The sequence below is a fragment of the Frankia sp. AgB32 genome, from assembly GCF_023243045.1.
Classification (GTDB): Bacteria; Actinomycetota; Actinomycetes; order Frankiales; family Frankiaceae; genus Frankia.
The window spans coordinates 23,853-43,470 of the sequence record NZ_JALKFX010000044.1 but is presented as its reverse complement, the minus strand read 5'-3'; the positions used below and the strand labels follow the sequence as shown (position 1 = coordinate 43,470).

The 19,618-nt window shown below is 71.4% G+C and carries 15 protein-coding genes and 2 pseudogenes; 11 read left to right on the top strand and 6 right to left on the bottom strand.

The window, feature by feature from the left end; all coding sequences use genetic code 11:
* Positions 1-131 precede the first annotated feature (131 nt).
* Positions 132-746: a hypothetical protein gene (locus MXD60_RS15410; protein WP_248819752.1), complete on the bottom strand. Its 615-nt coding sequence runs from the start codon at positions 744-746 to the stop codon at positions 132-134.
* 1,022 nt (positions 747-1,768) lie between these two features.
* Here MXD60_RS15410 and MXD60_RS15405 point away from each other — a divergent pair.
* From MXD60_RS15405 to MXD60_RS15385, 5 genes are all read left to right on the top strand, one after another.
* The gene (locus MXD60_RS15405; protein WP_248819751.1) at positions 1,769-2,506 is read left to right on the top strand and encodes an SDR family NAD(P)-dependent oxidoreductase; all 738 of its coding nucleotides are present in this window, start codon (positions 1,769-1,771) and stop codon (positions 2,504-2,506) included.
* Positions 2,507-3,059: 553 nt separating this feature from the next.
* Positions 3,060-4,754 carry an MFS transporter gene (locus MXD60_RS15400; protein WP_248819750.1) on the top strand — a complete coding sequence of 565 codons (1,695 nt, stop codon included), beginning with the start codon at positions 3,060-3,062 and terminating at the stop codon, positions 4,752-4,754.
* Positions 4,755-5,363 carry a TetR/AcrR family transcriptional regulator gene (locus MXD60_RS15395; protein WP_248819749.1) on the top strand — a complete coding sequence of 203 codons (609 nt, stop codon included), beginning with the start codon at positions 4,755-4,757 and terminating at the stop codon, positions 5,361-5,363.
* 142 nt (positions 5,364-5,505) lie between these two features.
* Positions 5,506-5,973: a DJ-1/PfpI family protein gene (locus MXD60_RS30345; RefSeq protein ID WP_308222496.1), complete on the top strand. Its 468-nt coding sequence runs from the start codon at positions 5,506-5,508 to the stop codon at positions 5,971-5,973.
* Between the two features lie 82 nt (positions 5,974-6,055).
* Positions 6,056-6,946, top strand: coding sequence for a MerR family transcriptional regulator (locus MXD60_RS15385; protein WP_248819748.1), 891 nt, complete (start codon positions 6,056-6,058; stop codon positions 6,944-6,946).
* Here MXD60_RS15385 and MXD60_RS15380 read toward each other — a convergent pair.
* Positions 6,880-7,599, bottom strand: a complete 720-nt coding sequence (locus MXD60_RS15380; protein ID WP_248819747.1) for a hypothetical protein — start codon at positions 7,597-7,599, stop codon at positions 6,880-6,882. The two genes, MXD60_RS15385 and MXD60_RS15380, sit on opposite strands and share 67 nt — an antisense overlap.
* 277 nt (positions 7,600-7,876) lie before the next feature.
* Here MXD60_RS15380 and MXD60_RS29410 point away from each other — a divergent pair, with 277 nt between their 5' ends.
* Positions 7,877-9,130 carry a sensor histidine kinase gene (locus tag MXD60_RS29410; RefSeq protein ID WP_248819746.1) on the top strand — a complete coding sequence of 418 codons (1,254 nt, stop codon included), beginning with the start codon at positions 7,877-7,879 and terminating at the stop codon, positions 9,128-9,130.
* Positions 9,127-9,831 carry a response regulator gene (locus tag MXD60_RS15370; protein WP_248819745.1) on the top strand — a complete coding sequence of 235 codons (705 nt, stop codon included), beginning with the start codon at positions 9,127-9,129 and terminating at the stop codon, positions 9,829-9,831. The genes MXD60_RS29410 and MXD60_RS15370 overlap by 4 nt, the downstream gene beginning before the upstream one ends.
* Before the next feature lie 46 nt (positions 9,832-9,877).
* On the opposite strand, the gene MXD60_RS15365 is transcribed toward MXD60_RS15370, so the two are convergent.
* Positions 9,878-10,711, bottom strand: a complete 834-nt coding sequence (locus MXD60_RS15365) for a nuclear transport factor 2 family protein (RefSeq protein ID WP_248819744.1) — start codon at positions 10,709-10,711, stop codon at positions 9,878-9,880.
* An 84-nt stretch (positions 10,712-10,795) separates the two neighbouring features.
* Here MXD60_RS15365 and MXD60_RS15360 point away from each other — a divergent pair, with 84 nt between their 5' ends.
* Positions 10,796-11,335, top strand: a complete 540-nt coding sequence (locus MXD60_RS15360) for a TetR/AcrR family transcriptional regulator (protein ID WP_248819743.1) — start codon at positions 10,796-10,798, stop codon at positions 11,333-11,335.
* Positions 11,336-11,752: 417 nt separating this feature from the next.
* Here the strand turns inward: MXD60_RS15360 and MXD60_RS15355 are convergent, their stop codons facing one another.
* On the bottom strand, positions 11,753-12,472 hold the full coding sequence (locus MXD60_RS15355; RefSeq protein ID WP_248819742.1) for an SDR family NAD(P)-dependent oxidoreductase: 720 nt from the start codon (positions 12,470-12,472) through the stop codon (positions 11,753-11,755).
* Positions 12,473-12,610: 138 nt separating this feature from the next.
* Between MXD60_RS15355 and MXD60_RS15350 the strand changes: the two are divergent.
* Positions 12,611-13,048: pseudogene (locus MXD60_RS15350) on the top strand (cupin domain-containing protein); the annotation flags it as partial.
* A gap of 138 nt (positions 13,049-13,186) precedes the next feature.
* Here MXD60_RS15350 and MXD60_RS15345 read toward each other — a convergent pair.
* Positions 13,187-13,564, bottom strand: a pseudogene (locus MXD60_RS15345) (DUF6157 family protein); the annotation flags it as partial.
* A gap of 40 nt (positions 13,565-13,604) precedes the next feature.
* On the opposite strand from MXD60_RS15345, the gene MXD60_RS15340 reads away from it, so the two are divergent.
* Both MXD60_RS15340 and MXD60_RS15335 read left to right on the top strand, forming a co-directional pair.
* Positions 13,605-14,123: a hypothetical protein gene (locus MXD60_RS15340; RefSeq protein WP_248819741.1), complete on the top strand. Its 519-nt coding sequence runs from the start codon at positions 13,605-13,607 to the stop codon at positions 14,121-14,123.
* Positions 14,124-14,258: 135 nt separating this feature from the next.
* The gene (locus tag MXD60_RS15335; protein ID WP_248819740.1) at positions 14,259-14,501 is read left to right on the top strand and encodes a hypothetical protein; all 243 of its coding nucleotides are present in this window, start codon (positions 14,259-14,261) and stop codon (positions 14,499-14,501) included.
* A gap of 307 nt (positions 14,502-14,808) precedes the next feature.
* On the opposite strand, the gene MXD60_RS29405 is transcribed toward MXD60_RS15335, so the two are convergent.
* A complete protein-coding gene (locus tag MXD60_RS29405; RefSeq protein WP_248819739.1) occupies positions 14,809-19,566 on the bottom strand; it encodes a TIR domain-containing protein in 4,758 nt (1,585 codons plus the stop codon).
* Positions 19,567-19,618: the final 52 nt, after the last annotated feature.

The window sequence follows — 19,618 nt, the reverse complement described above, 5'->3', positions numbered from 1 at the left end:
GGGCCGGCGGGGGGGGCCCCGGGGGGGGGCCGGCGGGCGCCCCCCCCCCCACGATCACCACCCGGACACCCGCCTAACTGACTGCCAGACACTGCCGCGGTCCTGACCCAGGAGGTCCGGCAGCTACCACGTCATCGCCAGTCGACCGGCGCGGAGTCATCATCCACCGGCCCGCCGTCCCCGAACCAGTCCGAGCCGTTGTCATCCCACTTGTCGTGGTCCTTGCCCTTGTCGTGGTCCTTGCCCTTGTCGTGGTCCTTGCCCTTGTCGTGGTCCTTGTTCTCGAACCAGATCACACGCTGGGCCTGGATTGTCACCTTCTTCTTCTTGATGTCCTGCTTCTTGTGCCTGGGGTCCGACTGGCCGAGCCACGGGTCTCCCGCCACGAGGTCCGAATGACCTGCGTCACCCTCGGTCTGCTCCTCCTCGGCCGGCCAGTTATCGCCCCAGCCCTGGTGATCGTCGTTCTTGTTCTTGTTCTTGTTCTTCTCGAACCAGGTCACACTCTCGACCTTGATGGTGTCCTTCTTCTTCTTGATGTCGAGCTTCTTGCCATCTGGATACCGTCTGTAGTTGTCCTCGTCAGTCGGCTGCTCATCCGAGCTCCAGGACGGCCCGGAGTCCGAGAACGACGATGCGTCTTCCCCGGACGGGTCCGAAGTACTGACAACCCCGCCGGGGCCATCGGTGACGACCGAGGCGTGAGCCGCGACAGCTCCCGGACCCAGCGCCACCACTACGGCCACACCGGACATCGTGGCGAGAGCGGCGCACCGCCCCATTACATTTTTCATTTGACCACCATTCTAGGATTTGCGGCTTTCCCTGGCCGCAAACGCAATCTAGCTCGATGGGCGTGCGAACGAATGCGTCCGGCGAGCGCGCCGGCGCGGACACGCAGATTTTCTGCTTCCTCCCGAAGACTCCAACTAGGCATTCCGACCCGCAGAATCACCTGTCTGGACCGGCGCAGAAAGTACCATAATGCCGCTCCGAAGAAGGAGGTATGCGAAGCGCTTCAGGCGCTCTGCAGTGTCCACGCAAACCGACCACATGTCACATAGCTGGTGCGCACCGGCGCGTCATAGCGTCGGCAGCACAACCAGCCGGAAGGTCTGGCTCCAGTCTGCACCCGGACTTCGATGTGCTGTCCCGGTCGGCTCGGGCCCAGCGGGACGACCCATGTCGGTTTTTCTTCGGCCACAGAGTGGACGAAGACGTCTCCTTGTGTCGAAAAATGCGTTGAACAACTCGAATAACCAGCTCGTCTGGGCCAGCACGAGGCAATGCCCGAAGTCGGATATCGGCGGACGCGATGATCGGTCCGTCAACAGCGATCTACGACGCCCGACAGCCTGGCGGCTCGCGACGCGCCCCGGAGCGTCTGCCCCTTCCGACACCCGCCGGTCCAGCATCATTTCGATCAGCAGCACCAACCGTTCCGGATGGGGGCGTGCCGCCGCTACGGACCGGAACCGACACGAGGATCGCCAGCCGGTGATCCACCAGGCTCGCGGAGGGCGACGGCGGAAAGGACGGTCGCGGCCGTCACCGCGAGGGTGACCGCGGCGTCCCTCCCACGAGGGATCGTGCCTGTCACTCCGGCCACCGACGCGGCGAGGGCGCGGCCGACCCGGGTGTTCGAGTCGGCGGCACCTGGCGGGACGAGCCCCCCCCCAGGAACACGATGTCGCATTTCCGCCAGCGCTCGGCGAGGAGGCGACGCTAGTTTCGAAACGAAAGATGGCGCAGGACAGAGGAGACAAGAATGCCGAGCATTGTTCTCATTACCGGCGGCAACCGGGGGCTGGGGTTCGCTGCGGCCAGATCGCTGATCCGAACAGGTGCCACCGTCGTCATCGGCGCGCGCCAGGAAGCGGGTGCCGGTGCGGCTGTCGAGGCGTTGGGCGAAGGACCCGGCAAGGCGGACTGGGTCCACCTTGACGTCACCAGTCCGTCAACCGTGCGAACCGCCGCGACCGCCATCCAGAACCGGTACGGTCGGCTTGACGTCCTGGTGAACAACGCGGGCATTCTGCCCGAGGCGACGGACGACGGTGAGCATGAGTTCGTCGACCCGGGCATCTTCCGGCGGACGTTTGAGACCAACGTGTTCGGCGTGGTCACGGTTGTCGAGATCTTCCTGCCACTGCTACGGCGGAGCGACGCCGGTCGGATCGTCAACGTGTCCTCCACGATGGGCTCACTCACCGATCAGAACAACCCGCTTTCCCCGTACTACTCGATGCTCCTACCGGCGTACCGGAGCTCGAAGGCCGCACTGAACAGCCTTACCGTCGAGTTGGCAAAGAGCCTCAAGGGAACTCCGATAAAAGTCACGACCGTGTGCCCGGGTTTTGTGCGGACAGAGTTGACCCCGATGAACAGGCAGCAGGCACCGCTGACGCCCGAGCAGGGTGCGCAGGTCGTGGTGACCGCGGCGACGCTCCCCGCGCACGCCGACTCCGGCATGTTCATGGACGCCGGCGGACCGGTCTCCTGGTAGACCCACGGCGGGACGCATTCTGCCGCTCAGAACGGTCGCACGCTCTGCGGGCAGACGGTGCCCTCCGGGGGCAGCTTCCCGGTGGTCAGGTAGCAGAACTCGTAGTTGCTGGCGCACTCGCTGGGATTGAAGAGCTCCGTGTGCAGGTGTCGCGCGAGGTGGTCAAGCGGACAACCCCGATGCCATCGCGGTCAGCGGCGCCGTCATCGACATCACAATGATCACCCGTCCCGACGCGGGCGGCCCGATGGCGCCGGACGGCGGCTGGGGCATCGACGGCCACGCCCACACCAACGCCGAACTCGTCTCGCTCGCCCGCCGGCAACTCGGCCGCTGAGGAGGTCCAGCGGTCCGGCAGTAAGACCACACCAACCACGGGTCCCGCGGGCATGGTGCGACCGACACGCGGACGATCACGCAGGAACGCGCGTGTCTGGGCGGCGGTGTTCGGCCGTCGCCCTTCCGGATGAAGCTGGGTACAGCGGTCCCTGGTCATCCTCTGCACGAATGTCATCCACGGTGTTACTGTCACTCACTGACAGATGCGCGTTAGATGACAGGGGTGGTCGTGATGGATCGGAAGTGGTGGGCGTTGGCCGGCGTCGCGGTGGCGGTCTTCGCCGTCGGCGTGGACGGGACAGTGCTGGCGGTGGCGTTGCCGACGCTGGCGCCGCAGCTGCATGCTTCGGCCACGGATCTGGTGTGGTTCTCCTCGGCGTATCTGCTGACCTGGGCCGCGGCGATGCTGCCATTGGGATCGCTGGGTGACCGGTACGGGCGGCGCCGGGTGATGCTCGCCTCGCTCACCGCCTTCGGGGCCGCCTCGGCCTGGGCTGCCTGGTCGGGTTCGGCGGCCATGTTCATCGCCGCACGCGCGGTGGGCGGTGTCGCCGGGGCCGGGATCGTCGTGATGGCCATGTCGGCGGTCACGGTGATGTTCGCCGAGGAGGAGCGTTCCCGGGCGGTCGGCGTGTGGGCGGGCGTGAACTTCCTGGCCCTGCCGACCGGGCCGATCCTGGGCGGCTGGCTGCTCGACCGGTTCTGGTGGGGCTGGGTCTTTCTGATCAACATGCCGGTCGTGGTCATCGCGCTGGTCGCGGTGGTGACGCTGGTGCCGGAGTCCCGCGCGCCGCGCCGGGGACGGCTCGATCTCGTGGGAATGACGCTGTTCGGTGCCGGACTGGCCGGGCTGGTCTACGGATTCGCCGAGGCGGGCACGCGTGGCTGGGGTTCGGCCGTCGTGATCGCCGCGCTGCTGGCCGGCGCCCTGCTGGTGCTCGTCTTCGCCCTCTGGCAGCGCCGTCTCACCCGCGCCCTGCCCGCGTCGTCGGCGTCGACTTCCCCGTGGGAGCCGCTCGTCGATGTCGGCCTGTTCCGCATCCCCGACTACGTCTGGGGCACGGTCCTGGCCTTCCTGTGCTCGTTGACGATGATCGGGGTGCTGTTCACCCTGCCGCAGTACTTCCAGGCCGTGCTCGGCGTGGACTCCATCGGCTCCGGCCTGCGGCTCTTCCCGCTGCTCGGCGGGCTCGCCGTCGGCGCGATCGGGGCCGAGGCACTCACCAGGACGATCGGCGCGAAGGTGGTGCTCGTCGGCGGCTTCGCGGCGCTCGGCGCCGGCCTGGTACTCGGATCCGAGACGAGCCCGGGCAGCGGATTCGGGTTCGTGTCCAGCTGGACCTCGATCACCGGTGCCGGGATCGGCGTGGTCCTCGCCACGGCCACCGCCGCCGCGCTCGGGCGTATCCCCGTTGCCCGGGCCGGTGTCGCCTCGGCCCTCATCCAGGCGTTGCAGGACGCCGGCAGCCCGTTCGGCGCCGCCGTGCTCGGCACCACCGCACTCGCCAGTTACCGCTCCCACCTCGACCTCAGCCCGGCGATGACCGGACTCACCCCGGCCCAGGCCGGTGCCGCACGCGGCGGGGTCTTCGACGGCACCGCGCTGGCCGACCGGCTCCACTCACCAGCCCTGCTGGCCGACGTCCGCTCGGCGTTCGTCGACGGCCTCGACACCGCCCTGCTCGTCTGCGGCGGGATAGCGTTCACCGGGGCGCTTCTGGCGCTGGCACTGTTCCCACGCCGGGCGACCACCGCCTCGCTGGCCGTCGCCGGTGGCGATGACGGCGCGGCCGGCGAAACGGCCAGCGCTACCGATGGCGCTCCGCTGCCGTCGACGGTCAGCCCGGCGGGTGGGGTGGCAATGATCGACGCAGCACGCGTTGGCACCGTCGTCGAAGGGAACGAGTAGTTGTCGCCGGACCGGCCATCGTGGAGTCAGACGCAGACTCTCGCACTCAGGCAGGCAATCCAGTCGACCGCCCTGCGGCTGTTCGCCGAGCGTGGGTACACCGAAACCACGGTCAGCATGATTGCCGAAGAGGTCGGGGTCGCCACGCGGACCTGTTTCCGCCATTTCCCGACGAAGCCCGACATGGTCCTGTGGGACGCCGCCGATTACGACATGTTGGCCCAGTTCCGCGCCCGCCCGGCAGGCGAGGGCGTCATCACGGCCTTCCGCGAGGCGCTGCGCGCCGGCTACGCCACCCTGAGTGCGGAGCAGCGCGCCCTGGAGCAGCACCGCAACGACCTCATCGCCGCGATACCCGAAGTCCGCGCGGCGCACCTGGACCACCTGACGTCCGCCGCGCACGAATTCACCCTTGCTGTGGCGGAACGCGCCGGACGCAACGCGGACGACCCTGACATCGTCGCGGTCAGCGGCGCCATCATCGGCATCATGATGATCACTCAGCTCGACGCGTTCAGGCGACCCTCGGCGACCTCTCCGGATCGAGACCCGGGCGCTGCGGTCGACAACGCCCTGGCCCGGCTCCAACAAGGATTCGGCACACTCTGACCGAGAGCACTCGGTGATTCACTCACCGGCGGAACCAGCAGCTCTCCGGTCACCGTTTTACCGGACTGGCATGGCTGCCACTCTTCGGACAACGCCACCCCACCCGGTCAACGTCATGGCCGGAACCGGTCACGTCCCTTAAATTCCCAGGCCGGCACCACTACCGTCGCGCCCGCGACGGCATCGACCCGCGCGTACTCGACGCGCTGCGCGGGGCATCAGCCGCGGGAGAACGGGTCGCGTCCATCTCACCGGTGCGTTCGTCCTGGCCCAGGCTGGTCTGCTGGACGGCCGAACCGCCACCACCTACTGGGCCCGGTCCGCGGAGTTCACCGCCCGCTTCCCGACCGTGGACCTGCGCCCCGATGTCCTCTATGTCGAGGAAGGCAATGTGCTCACCTCCGCCGGCCTGGCCGCCGGCATCGATCTGTGCCTGCACCTCGTCCGCGTCGACTACGACGCTCCTCGAGACCACCGACCTGCCGATGACGCAGGTGGCCCGCCTCAGCGGCCTGGCGACGACCGACTCGCTGCGCCAGCACCTGGCGAAGCGGATCGGCCTCACCCCAGTGCCTACCGGGCCACGTTCACCCACTCCACGACCCGCTGATCCAACCCGGCAACGGGCTGAAGACCCCCGGCTGAGGAGGCCGGATTGACTCTCCACTCGGTGGAGGCCTGAGGATCGCTCCATGCTGATCGGCCAGCTGGCGGCGAGCACCGGGCTCTCGGTACGGACGTTGCGGTTCTACGCCGACGCCGGCGTGCTGCCCGCCGAGGGACGCTCGACGTCGGGGTACCGGCTGTTCGGGCCGGACGCCGTGGCCCGGGCACGGCTGGTCCGCACACTGCGCGAGCTCGGCGTCGGCCTGGATGACATCAGGCGGGTGCTCGGTGCCGAAGCATCCCTGGCCGAAGTGGCCGCCGAGCACGTACGCGCCCTCGAGGCCCAGATTCGCGTGCTGCGGCTGCAGCGCGCGGTGCTGCGCGCCTTCACCGGATCCACCGACCCCGAGGAGCTGGGACGCATGACCGACCTGACCAACCAGACCGCCGAGGAACGCCGACGGATCGTCGACGACTACCTCGACGCGGTCTTCGGCGACAGCCCCAGCACCGTCGCCGACAAGCTGTCCATGGGCGCGCCCGAACTGCCCGAGGACCCCACCCCGGAACAGGTCGCGGCCTGGGTGGAGATCGTCGAGTTGCTGCGCGATCCCGACTTCATCGCCACCAGCCGCAGGATGGCCGAACGGGCCCGCACCGAAGGCCCGGAGCCGGACGTGGCGCAGTTCGACGTCGGCAAGGCCGTCGGCGAGATCGCCGGTCCCGCCGCCCGCGCCGGTGTCGACCCGGCCTCCCTCGAAGCCCTGACCGTGGTCGAGCGTCTCGCATCACTCAGCCCGGCCCCGCCGGAGAACCGCACCGCTATCGCCGACCGCATAGACGCCTTCACCGACCGCCGGGTCGGCCGCTACTGGACCCTGGTCGGCATCATCAACGGCTGGGCCCCCGCTCAGGCGCCCACCGATATCATCGACACCTGGGAGTGGTACGCCCGAGCCCTGCGCGCCCATTCCTGACGCCCCACCTGACCCGTGGCGGAGCCGGACTGCCGGCGGTCCCGGCCGCGCCGGCGATTCGGGGTGGGTCCGTCGGGAAGCAGCAGTCGGTCGAGGAGCCAGACCGCCGGGATGGCCATCGCCACAGCGTCGAGGTAGTGGCAGGCCATGGCGCCCAGGTAGGTCGGACCTCCCCAGGCGTTGACGGTGAAGTTCGGGTCCAGGCCGCCGAGAACCTGGTCACCGACGCGCCAGCAGGAATACAGCAGCAGCGCGGCCGGAAGCACCGCGGCGGCGAGCCGCACGAGCACGGCCGGCCGGCGTCGAGCGGCCGACATCGTGCGCCGCAGGCGGCGGGCCGCCGACCTGCCGAGGGGCATCAGCAGAAACAGCCGGCCGTCACCGGTCGGGCGGACCCGCCGACAGCGCAGCCAGGCCCCACCGAGAAACACCACGCACAGGACGAGCACGCCCAGGTGCGGCCACCAGGCGGCGGTGCCCGCGCTGTGTCCTTCCCGAACCGGTGACCGGTGACGGTAGCTGAGGCCACCGGACGCAATGCCCGCGACCAGCATAACCACGCACAACCCCACGAGCGGCAGGGACAACTGCCGGGCGACGGAGCGGATCGGCGTTCCGGCGGACGACGTCGAGAATCTGGCGGTCGATTTCATGAGAACCAATGTCGAGCCTGTGGCGCAAACCGTCGTCCGGCCACGGGCGCTACTTCGGCTCCGCCCGCGGACCCATGTCAGCCGTTCGATCCGACCCGGGGATGACCACGGCGGTCCGACTCCAGACTGACGCCGAGGACCGAACTGCGCGTCTACCGTCACCCTCATGGTGAACGGGACACCGGCGCCCACGCCGCGATCCGCCGACTCGACCCGAGTCTCCCCGTTCAGCCGCGTGCTGGGCCGGCGGCCGGGTCGGCAGAGCCGGGTTGGTCCGGTGGATGTCGTGCTCGCCGCGGTCTCGTTCGCCGCGTTCACCCTGCCGGGCGCGGTGGGCGTGGCCATCGGCTCGGGGCCGGCCACGTACGGGTCGACAACGCACGTCGTGCTGTTTGGCGCCCTGGCCGTGGCACCGCTGATCATGCGCCGGCGGTGGCCGCTCGCGGCACTCGTCGGCGTCTCGGCGGTCGAGTGCTCCGCAGCCCTGCTCGGGGTGCGCTTCACGCCGTTCGTGAGCAACGCCGGGCCCGCGATGCCCCTCGCCTTCTTCGCCGTCGCCGACCGGTGCCCGCGGCGCACCTCGCTGCTCTGGTGCGGCGCGGCCATGGTTGCGGTGGCCGCGGCCGCCGCGACCGCGATGCCGCTGCATCCCGACCAGGATCAGGATCTCGTCCAGGTCCTGATCGCCGCGCCCGCCTCGCTGCTGGGCGACGCCCTGCACGTCCGGCGCGACTACCGGCGTCGCCTCGCGTGGGAGAGCCGACGCGAGGCCGCCGAACGGGAGCGCCGCATCAGAGCGGAGGAACGGCTGCAGGTGTCCCGGGATGTGCACGATGTGGTCTCGCACACGTTGAGCATGATTGCTGTCCGCTCGGGGGTGGCTCGGCTGCTGCTCGACGAGCGGCCGGCGGAGGCGCGGGACGCTCTGATCGCGATCGAGACCACCAGCCGGTCGGCCCTCGACGAGGTGCGTCACGTCCTGCGCCAGACTCGAACCGAGGCCGGACGGGCGGCACCGGACCCGACCTCGCTCGGTGGTTCCAAGCGGATCGGGGGGCCGACACTACGTGACCTGGAACCAATGGTCACCGGCCTGCGCCACGACGGCCTCCGGGTTTCCTACCGTGCCACCGGCCAGCCTCGTGACTACCTCCCGGTCCTGGAAACCTCGGCGTATCGCATCGTGCAGGAGGCGCTGACCAACGTGGTGAAGCACGCCCACGCCACCAGCGCACAGGTCGAGGTCCACCACGGTCACCAGGAACTGGTCCTGAGCATCGTCGACGACGGCCGGGTCGACCAGCAGGCGGACCCGGGCCCCGGCAGCGACGTCCAATCGGGGGTGCGGCGGCTCAGCGGACAGGGCGGGGGGCTCGGTCTGATCGGGATGCGTGAGCGGGCCGAGCTGTTCGGCGGGACGCTCACCGCCGCGCCACGGGACGAGGGCGGATTCGCCGTTGTAGCCCGTTTCCCAGCGGATGACTCCGGCGCTCAGGAAATGGCTGATGAAGTGGCGGGTCACGCTCAATGACAGAGGACGGACGAGCCGGTTCGCCGGGCCAGCACGCTCAGATCCGTGTACTCATCGCCGACGACGAGGCGCTCGTCCGAGCCGGTTTCCGGGCGCTGGTCGAATCGGCACGCGATCTGATGGTGGTGGCCGAGGCCGGCAACGGCGTGGAGGCCGTGCGCCTGACCAGACAGCTCCGGCCCGACGTCGTGCTCATGGACATCCGCATGCCGATCATGGACGGCCTGGAGTCCACCCGGGTCATCGCGTCCGAGGGCCCGGCTCCGCGCATTCTGGTGGTGACGACGTTCGACCAGGACGAGCACGTCTTCGAGGCGCTCCGCGGTGGCGCCGGCGGCTTCATCCTCAAGGACACTCCGCCGGAGGACCTCCTCGCCGCGATCAGGATCGTGGCCAGCGGAGACGCGCTACTGACACCCACCGTCACCCGGCGGCTCATCGCCGAGTTCGCGCGTCAGCCGCGGCCCCTGGCAGTCCGGACGGACCTCCGCGCCACGCTGACCGAACGTGAGCTGGAGGTCCTCGTGAAAGTCGCCTCCGGACAGTCCAACACGGAGATCGCCGAGACGTTGTACGTCAGCGTGGCCACCGTCAAGACACACATCGGCCGCCTACTGACCAAGCTACACGCGCGGGATCGGGCTCAGCTCGTCGTCATCGCCTACGAAACGGGAACAGTGGTTCCCGGCGGCCATTCGTAGGCGCTGGCTCGTCTGCCTCTCACGGGCGTGCCGGGCCCCTGCGGGATCATGTCCCGACGGGACTGGTGCGGGCGCCCCACAGTTCCGCGATCCGTCCGTCGGCGACACGGATGACCTCGATGAGTTCGCCGGAGTCGTCGGTCAGCCTGGAACGGATCATCGCGCAGTCGTCCTCGGCAAACAGGTCGACAATCTCCGTGCGCAGGTCCGGTGCGGCTGTGCGCATGGCGAGCCATCGTTCTTTGACCATGCCGGGACCGCGGGACTGAAGCGGATGGCTGTAGAAGTCGTCGGCGAAGACCTCGTCGACCGCCGGCAGGTCGAGCGCGTTGAACGCCGCATGCATCCGCAGCGCCAGGTTCCGACTCGTCTGAGCCTTGTTCGGGCTGACAGGTGCGCGCATGGTGTCGTCCACGAGCACCCGTGCCAGCGGCTCGAGCCGACCCAGCGCTCGGGCCATTCCGATGTGGTCGGCATAGTCGCGGGACTCGACGATCTGCCCGTCACGGACGCGGATCACGAGTACGCAGGGCACGGCGAACTCGCCGCGGTCGGCCGTTCCGGCGTAGGAGAACTCCGCGACGACCACCTCGGGATCCACCGTCCGGTGCACGACGAGGTCCGTCGGCGCGAACGACCGAACGCCGGCTACTCGTCCGGCTGACCCGGCGAAGTGCTGGCGCAGCTCGGCGCGGGTGCGCATCGGTCGACCACCCAACGGCGCGAACGGATGCCGGACGTCCGTCCGCTCGCCGTACAGGCCGGCGAGTGCGTCAAGCTGGCGCTCGCGCTCGTCCGGAGCGAGATCATCGGAAACCAGCCGGCTCACGCCAGCGGTGACCATGCGAACGACGTCGGCCGGGTCAGGTGTCGGTAGCATCGAGCCTCCAAAACGAAGTGGCGACTCCCCTACGGTAGCGAAGTCCAGACTTCGTTTACCAGGCGGACCCGATGGGAGGCAGCCGTGCGAAAAAACGCCGTCGCCAACCGCGAACGCATCCTGGCCGCCGCCGAGGCGGTGTTCGGCGAGCACGGCGCGGCCGGCTCCACCGAGGACGTCGCGCGCCGCGCCGAGGTCGGCATCGCGACCGTGTTCCGCCACTTCCCCACGAAGGCCGATCTCATCGAGGCGGCCCTGGTCCGCCACTTCGACCTGCTCAACGAGCGAGCCTGCGCCCTGGCCGCCCGCGCCGACGCGGGGCAGGCGTTCCGAGATCTGCTGCGAACCATGGTCGAGGGCGGGGCGACGAAGCTGACCCTCGCCGCCCAGATGCCCGACGGACAGTTCCCGCCGAGCGTCCGGCAGGGCGCGGACACGCTGCGCGCGACCGTCGAGGACCTGATGGACCGCGCGGCGCGGTCAGGAGCAGTCCGCCGCGACGTCGGGGCTGACGAGGTCTACCTCCTGCTCCGCGGACTCGCCCAGGCCTGTGCCACCACGCCGACGACACCTCGCACCATCAGCCGCGCAATCGACGTGGTGATCGCCGGGCTGAACGCCTGAGGCCGCCCCTCGCCGCGTGAACCACTGTGCGAACACAGATCCGCCGCGCCGACTCAGGATGCCGTCGCAAGGAGGGTTCCAGCCACTGATCTGGCGTCCCTGCCCGGCTGGCCGGAGTTGCCACTCAGGCCGCGCGCCTTGACGCCGTCGAAAAGCACGAGCAGCTGACGGGCAAGCACTGCGGAATCACGCGCCGCCTCGCCGAGACCGTCGGCGTCCTCGCCGCCGGCGCACTGGTGAGCCAGGACGGTTTCGGACCCTGGCCCGGCTGCCACTGGGTGTTCAGGCCGTCGCGACGCTGCTGGTCTTCGATCTTCTGTGGTATGTCTACCGCCGCACGGCCTCACCGGACGCTGCTGTGGCCGCTGCGGGTGACGACGCTGCCGGCACCCGCGGAGTGAACCGGGCGGCGTCCGGTCAGCCCGCGAGCATGCGTTCGAGTCCCGTCGGGTCGCCGAGGTAGACCGAGCCCGCGCCGGCGGAGGCGTCATCGGGCCAGATGACCGTCTGTCCGGCGGCGACACCGGCGACGATCCGTGCGGCGACGACCTCCGGGGCGGCCTTCTCCGCATCGACACCGGCAAGCATGTCGGTGTCGATGCCGCCCGGGTAGGCCCCGACGACCTCGATGTCCCGGCCGCGCAGTTCCGCCCGCAGGGACTGGGTGACGGAATGCGCCGCGGCCTTCGACGCGCAGTACCCCGCCATTCCCGCCACCGGCGCCAGCGCGATCAGGGTCAGCACGTTGACGATCGCGCCAGGAGCGTTTGCCGTCAGAATCGGGACGAAGGCCCGGCTCACCCGCAGCAGGCCGATCTGGTTCGTCACCATGTCACGCTGGAAAAGGTCCAGATCGCCCTCGAGGGCGCTGCCGAACCCGAGCACCCCGGCGTTGTTGACCAGCAGAGTGACGTCGGTCGCGAGTGTGGCCGCGGCGTCCACGCTCGCCCGGTCGGTGACATCCAGTGCGAGGACGCTCACCCGCGGGTCGGCGCTCACGGTCGAGGCGACGTCACGGGGGTCCCGGGCGGTGACGTAGACCTTGCTGGCGCCGGCGTCGAGGAGCTGGTCGACCAGGCGGGCGCCGAGGCCCCGGTTCGCGCCGGTCACCAGGGCGGTGCTGCCTTTGACGTTCATGGGTCGCCTTCCGGTCGAAATGTTCGGTGGGGCAACCGTATGGCGCGTCAGAGCATCAATCGATGACAGAAAGTCTCAGAAACTTGTCTGTTCGTCTCACGGCTCGGTGCATCATGAGCCCATCGGTAGGCTTCGACAATGGATCTGCTCGCCGACGTGCTGAGCGTCGCCGGGGTGCGCGGAACCGTCGCGGCCACGGTCCACGCCGGCGATCCGTGGGGGTTGCGGCTGTTCCAGATCTCCGCGGCGGCCTTCCACGCCGTCACCGCCGGCACCGCCTGGCTGCGCCTGCCCGGCCAACCCCCGCTGCGGCTCATGCCCGGCGACGTCGTCCTCCTGCCCACCGGGTCCGAACACGGGCTGGCCGGTGATCCGGCGGGCCCGCTGGAGCCGTTCGACCACGCCGCGTCGAAGGCCGCGCTCGCCGCCGGCGGTCGCCTCGACGTCGGGCCCGGACCGGCGCGGACCAGGATCCTGTGCGCCTCCTACCGGCACGATCCCGCCGTCACCACGCCGCTGTTCACCGTGCTGCCGGAGGTGGTCCACGTTCCCGCCGGGACACCCGGCGCCGGCCCCCGCGCCCCCCCCCCCCCGCGGGGCCCCCCCCCCCCCCCGCCCGGCGGGTCTGCCCGCGCGGCTGCGCCGCATCGCCCGGACGACCTGGACCGGCCCCGCGCCCTCGGCGCCCGCCGGGGGCCGACCGGCGAGGAACGCGGCGTACTCGGGTGTCTCCCGGCCGTAGAGCGCGAGGCGGCCGGCGGCGTCGGCGTGCAGCCCCCAGCCGTAACGCCGGCCGAGATCGCTGGCTCGCAGGCACGCCTGGCCGCGCGCGAAGAAGGCGGCGCGGGCGGCGACCCGCTCCGGCGCCGGGATGCCCGTGCGATCGGCGAACACGCCGAACAGCACGTCCGCCGACGTGAACCGGTAGGGCTGCGCGGCGATCATCTCGTAGGTCCGGGCGGCGATCGACGGGCGCTCAGGATGACGCGGTGGCTCCGTCCCCGCCTCGACCGGACAGTCCTCGGCCACCGCGATGAAGGTCTCCGCACAGTCCACCGACTCGAGGCCGGCCGACCGGTTCCCGCTGCCCATCCGCATCCTCCGCCCGTGGTGTCCCGGTGCTGGAACCAGCGTGCCACCGGGGTCCGACATTCCGCGCGGCACGGCGACGGCCACCTCACCCGCGCGATATCCGGTTGTCGCCGGCGGCCCGCACGGCTACACCTCACTCATGGTTGACGATCTCGAAACCGAGCTGCCCCTGCCGGGCGGGCGTCACGTCGGCGGGGTGCGGGTGGGTGACACGGTGCGCCGGGGAACCGGGCCGTGGACCCCGGCCGCCGGCCCGTCCTCGCGCGAGCTCGACCTGGCGTTCACCGCGCTGACCTGGGTGCCGCTGCTGACCCCGGGCGCGGTGGCGGGCGCCGGTCTCACCGACGTCGACGATCGGCCCCGGCGGCTGCGGCTGCTGCTCGACGCCTACGGCCACGACGGTGACCCGGCGGCCTTCGCCCTGGTCGTGGCCGCCCGGGCCCGGCTCAACGCCGAGGTCATCCGCCGGCTGGGCACCGACGTGCTGGCGCCCGTGGCCGCCGGCTACGAACAGTCCGCCCGCGAGATCGACGCCGCGGCGCCGACCTTCTGGGCCTGACCCCCGCCCGGCCGCCGGCCCGCGGCGCGCTGTACCTGGCCGACGCAACGCCAGCTCACAGCCACCCCACAGCCGCGGCTCCCACTGCGGTCATCATCCGCTCCGTTCCGGGGCGCCGACGGTGGGAGGTTGCCGGTGGCCACACGAGAGCAGGGACCACGGCGGGTCGGTCCCGTCACGGCCGGACTGGCCGCCATCGCGGCCGCCGGCATGATCGGCTTCGGCATGCCGGCCCAGGAACACACCGCCCCGGCGGCCACGACGACCACCGGTTCCACCGGTACCTCGGACGCCGCCAGCCCGGGGACGTGGAGTCCCGCCGGGTCGACGGTGTGGAGCGGCAGCGGGGCGACCCACGCCGCGACGGGGGGTTCCTGACGTGGCCCCCGCACCGTCGAGCGTCGAGGGTGCTCCCACCGCCGTCGTCCGCGCCGCCCACACCCGCCTCGCCCCCGCCCGCCAGCCCGCGATGCGCGGCGGGCTCGCGGCCCCCGCCCGCCCGGCCCCGCGCCCACGGGCGCACGCTGGCCGAACACGGGCTGCACGGCCGGCCCACCGCCGTGCAGAACACGGGCACGGTCCTGACGGGCCCTGTCCTGACGGGCCCTGTCCTGACGGGCCCTGTCCTGACGGGCCCTGTCCTGCCCGGCCTGGTCCTGACAGCCGGGCGTGCCGCCAGCGCCGCTCATCGACGGCGACGGCCGAGCAGGCGAAGCCAGGAGCCCGCGTCGGGCTCGTCGTCCGTACGGCCGGGCGGGTGAGCCCAGGAACTCGCGTCGGGTTCGGGAGCGGGAAAGGCCGCCAGGGCCGGGATCCTGTCACCGGCTCCCAGCCGGCGGCCCGGCGCGAGCAGCAGGTTGAGTTCGTGGAGGGTGAACTCCCGGCCCCGCGCCGTCCACCGCACGGCGCCGCCCGGATCGCCGACGATCCGATGGGAACCGTCGGGCAGCAGCACCGCGTGGCCGCCGTCGTCGAAGGGCACCACCGTGGCCGCCGGCACCAGCGAGTCCACGTCAAAGTAGCGCTGGGTTCCATCGACGCAGGCGGCAGCCAGTACCTCTCCCCCGCCCGGTGAGAAGGCAAGATCGCACACGGGCGCCGACACCTCCAGGCCAGCGGCCCGGCGGCCCGTGAGGACGTCCCACAGCCACAGCCGATGCCGGCCTTGTTCCCGGCCGGCGGCCGCGAGCAGCCGCTCGTGCGGCGCGAACACGACCGCCGTGATCTCCAGCTCATCGGGGGCCTCGAGTGCCTCGGGCGCACCGGGCGCACCGGCTCCGAGACGCAGCAGGCTGATGCCGCGCCCCGCCACGGCGAGCAGGTGTCCCGTCGGGGAGTAGGACGCGATCGTCGCGTCGAACGCGAGCTGCCACTCGACCAGCAGGCGCCCGGTGCTCAGCAGCCAGGTGCTCAGGCTGGTCCCCTCGATACCGGTGACGGCCGCGCCGCCCGGCGCGAAGGCGAGGGCGCGCACTCCGCTGTGGACGTCGTCATCCGCACCGGCCATGCCCGTGGGGATCTGACGGCGCCGCGACGCCAGATCGACGACGCTGATCTCACCGCGGGCGCCGCCGAGCACCAGCGTCCGCCCGTCCGGGGAGAACGCCGCCGCGGTGACGCCGCCCGGCATCTCGACGTTCAGGGCACTGTCCAGGTCCATGTCCAGCGGATGCCCGTGCACCGGCAGCTCCGGCCAGCCACGCGGCAGCACCCGCAGGACGGTGACCGCGCCCGGACCGCCGCGGCCGGGAAGGTCCCGCACGGCCAGCAGCCCGTCCGCCGACACGGCCAGCGCCACCGCGGGTGATAGCGGGTCGGCCAGGGTGGCGGTGGGCAGGTCGCGGCCAGGCAGGACGGAGACCTGGTGGCCGGTGCGCACGAGCCGTACGTCGACGAAGCACCGCGTGGCGGTGTTCCGCACGGTCACCACCGCCGCCCCGTCCACGGTGAAGCGCTGGCTGGCCCGGTCCGCCGCCCGCAGGACCTCCTGCCCGCCGGGCATGGTCTCCAGCCGGATCCAGCCGTGGCGCACAGCGGTCGCGAACCAGCGACCGTGGGGCGAGATCGCGTACCTCGCTGCGGACTGCTCGGCCTGTAGCTGCCGGAGCGCGCTCTCCACTTTGTGAACGATCAACCCCCGGAACGTGTCCGCCGGGTTGAACCGCCAGCTCGTCGGGACCCCGAGCACCCCGTCGGGCGGCAGGTATGTCTGGGCCATCTGCTGACCGGTCGCGACGCTCCACACTCGCAAGGAACGCTCCGGGCTGATCGAGACGAGGCTGCCCTCGGGCAGGAACGCCCACCGGTCCCGCGGGTCGGCGTTCGAGGAGACACAGCTGATCAGCTGTCCGCTCGTGCCGTGATGTATCCACAGCTGGCCATGGTGATCGCGGATGGCGAGCAGGTCGCCGCGTGGGGAGAACACAGGTGGGCCCGCCGCGCGGAAAGGCGGCGTCCAGACCACGCGCGGGCGACCCGCGGCCACCTCGTACACCGTCACCTCGCCCCGCGTGGCCACGGCCAGGCAGGCCCCGTCCGCGGCGAAGGTGGCGCTGACCGCGGCGCCCGCGCCGATCGGCCAGCGGTGCACGACCTGGCCGGTACGCAGCTCGCGCACGACCGCCTCGTCGTCCACGCCGACCACGGCCAGCTGGTCGGCGCCGGTGAAGGCCAGCGCGCGGACGGCGACCTCGTGGCGCACCTCGCCCCGGGGGTCCAGCCTCGGCACGTCGAACAGCGCGACGGTGGCGCCGGCCGCGACGGCGAGCATCGTCTCGTCGGCGGAGAAGGCGAGAACCGGGTCGCCGTCGAGGTCGGCCCAGCCCCGCACCTCCGCCCGTGGCTCGTCGCGGCCGCCGAGGATGGCCGTGGCGAGTTCGGGTGCGTCGCGCTGGTCGTCGTCGAGGACGGGTTCGAGGAGCACGGCGCGGTCCCACCGGCTGTCGGCGAGGCGCGCGCCGGTGAGCACCGGGCGGACGAGCCAGGCGTCGCGCAGGTCGGCGCCGCGCAGGTCGGCGCCGGTGAGGTCGATGCCGTGCAGTCGCTGGCCGGCGAGGTTCACCCCGCGCAGGTCGGCGTAGCGCAGGTCGTCGCCGGACAGGTCCCGCCCGCGCAGGTCCTGGCCTTCGAGGTGGACGGCGCCCAGCGGGAAACCGAGGCGGTGGCCAAGCGCGAGGGCGTTGTCCCGCGCCGCCTGGACGGATCCGCGCAACAGCCGGGGAAGGGGCATCTCCCAGTCGTCACCGTCTTCCTCCCCCTCGACGATGGCCTCGTCGTGGTGGCGCAGCGCGTCGCGGGCCCAGGATCGCAACTGTTCCGGGTCCGCCAGGCCGACCAGGAAATCGATCATCAGCTCGGTCAGTGGACGATCATGTAGTGGTGTCGATGTGTCGGTGCGGCCCTCGGAGAAGTGCGCGGCGATGGTGGCGGCGACCAGGTACTCCATGATCGAGCGGTGGGTGAAGGCGAAGCGGTCGTCGTCGCCGCGGCGCAGCAGACTGCTGGAGCCGACCGCGAACGCCGCTTCCGCGACGCTCATCCGCCGTTCGCTGAGGTCGGTCAGCGTGGTGCGCACCGTCTCGGTCAGTTCGCTCTGGTCAACAGCATCGGTGTCGCTCTCCCACAGGGCCATGGCCAGGGCGTCCACGGCGGTGCGCAGCTGCGCCTCATCAAGGCTCTGGTGGGAGCCGGGGGTGACCCGGCGCCGGTCGGCCTCGAAACGCAGCCACCGGCCGACCAGCGTCGCGTACAGGTCCGCCGAGCTCAGCGTGCCGTCGGCGGCGCGGGCGGCGCGCAGGTCGGCCTCGGGCAGCTCGGCGATGAACGACAGCATCCGCGGGTTGGTGGACAGGTCGACGAGGTCGCGCAGGTCGTGGATGAGGCGCAGCCGCTCGTCCGCCCGGCGCTCGGCGGCGGCCCGGTCGGGCTCGGCGAGGGCGAACAGGCGGACGAGGTAGTCACGGATCTGGCTGGCGTCGAAGTCGAGGAGGCGGATCTGGCGGCTGCCGGCGAGCTGGCGCACCCGCTCGCCGAACGCGGTGCGCCACTGGTCGTCGGAGGCGAAGTGCTGGGCGCGGCTGGTCAGCACGATCTTGGCGCTGCCCGACACCGCGTCGAGGATCATCCGCAGGTGCTCGGCGGCCCGGTCGAAGGTGACCCGCTGGGCGAGTTCGTCGAAGCCGTCGAAGAGCAGCACGACCCGCCCGCGGTCCAGCATGCGCAGCACCGCCGGCACCCGCGGCTCCGGCTCGCGGACCTTCGACAGGTGCAGGGCGAGCAGGTCCGCGACGTCGTGGCTCTTCTCCAGGGCCCGCAGTTCCACCAGCATCGGCACCAGGCGGGGCAGCTCCTCGGGCAGCCGGCGGGCCAGTTCGCGCAGCAGGAAGCTCTTGCCGTGGCCGAAGTCGCCCAGGACCAGCAGGAACCGCGCCGACTCGGTGTCCAGCCAGTCGAGCATCGCCGTGAACGCGTCGTCGGTCGGCGCCTGCTCGCCAGGATCGTCGAGCAGGACGTAGCGCTGCGGGACGTACAGCGACGGCGGGTAGCGCCCGTCCGAGCCCAGCCGGCTCACCTGGCGCAGGACGTAGCCGTGGGGATCCCAGCGGCCCTCGAACTCGGCGAGGCCGCGCAGCCGGATCCCGCCGCGGTGGGCGCGGCGGCGCAGCTCCGGCACGCCCAGCCCGGCGCCGTGCACGAGGTAGGAGTCGACGTACTGGCCGCGGGCGTCGTAGCGGGCGTGGACGCCGGTGCGGAACGCCTCGACGAGGTCCGCGTCCACCCGCCCGGGGCACAGGCCGACCGGCCAGACGGCGCGTTCCCCGTCGAGTTCGCCGCTGACCTCCAGGTAGCGCGGCTCGCCGGCGTGGGCCGGCGGCATCAGGCGCACGGCGGCGCCCGGCCACCGGTCGCGGCAGGCGTCGCGGACCCAGCCGGTGAACGTCTCCGCGTCCAGGCCGGGGAAAGCCGGCGGCGACGAGGCCGGTGTCGCCCGTGGGAACGGGGGCTGGTCGGTGGGGACGAGGTGGCCGTCGCGGGCGCCGCGCAGGCCGCGCAGCAGGGCCTGGGCGGCGCCGTCCTCGTCCTGGTCGTACAGGTCGACGCGGACCAGCGGCCCGAGCAGTCCGACCGGTTCGCACAGCTTCACCCGCACCGGGACGAGCGTGCGCCGACGCGGCGCGTAGCGGGCCTGCCATTCGCTGGCGGCCCAGGTGGAGCGCAGGTAGGCCGGGGAGAGCAGCAGCAGGACGTGGTCGGCGGCGGCGAGGCAGGCGTCCATCCAGGCGACGAAGTTCGTGCCCGGCACGGAATGCCAGTCCTGCAGGTCGACCTGCCAGCCCTCGGCGGCCAGCTGCCAGGCGATCCAGCGCGCCCAGCCCACGTCGTCCTGGGTGTAGCTGACGAACACCCGGCGTGCGGGTACACCCGTATCGTCCCCCGACGTCACCGGGACAGGATGTCACCGCGTGTCGGGGTTGTGCCAGCGGGTCCGTGCCCGG

Coding starts and splice junctions, on each gene's coding strand:
- MXD60_RS15405 (WP_248819751.1), top strand. CDS start 1,769: ATGCCGAGCATTGTTCTCATTACCGGCGGCAACCGGGGGCTGGGGTTC.
- MXD60_RS15400 (WP_248819750.1), top strand. CDS start 3,060: ATGACAGGGGTGGTCGTGATGGATCGGAAGTGGTGGGCGTTGGCCGGC.
- MXD60_RS15385 (WP_248819748.1), top strand. CDS start 6,056: ATGCTGATCGGCCAGCTGGCGGCGAGCACCGGGCTCTCGGTACGGACG.
- MXD60_RS15380 (WP_248819747.1), bottom strand. CDS start 7,599: ATGAAATCGACCGCCAGATTCTCGACGTCGTCCGCCGGAACGCCGATC.
- MXD60_RS15370 (WP_248819745.1), top strand. CDS start 9,127: ATGACAGAGGACGGACGAGCCGGTTCGCCGGGCCAGCACGCTCAGATC.
- MXD60_RS15365 (WP_248819744.1), bottom strand. CDS start 10,711: ATGCTACCGACACCTGACCCGGCCGACGTCGTTCGCATGGTCACCGCT.
- MXD60_RS15355 (WP_248819742.1), bottom strand. CDS start 12,472: ATGAACGTCAAAGGCAGCACCGCCCTGGTGACCGGCGCGAACCGGGGC.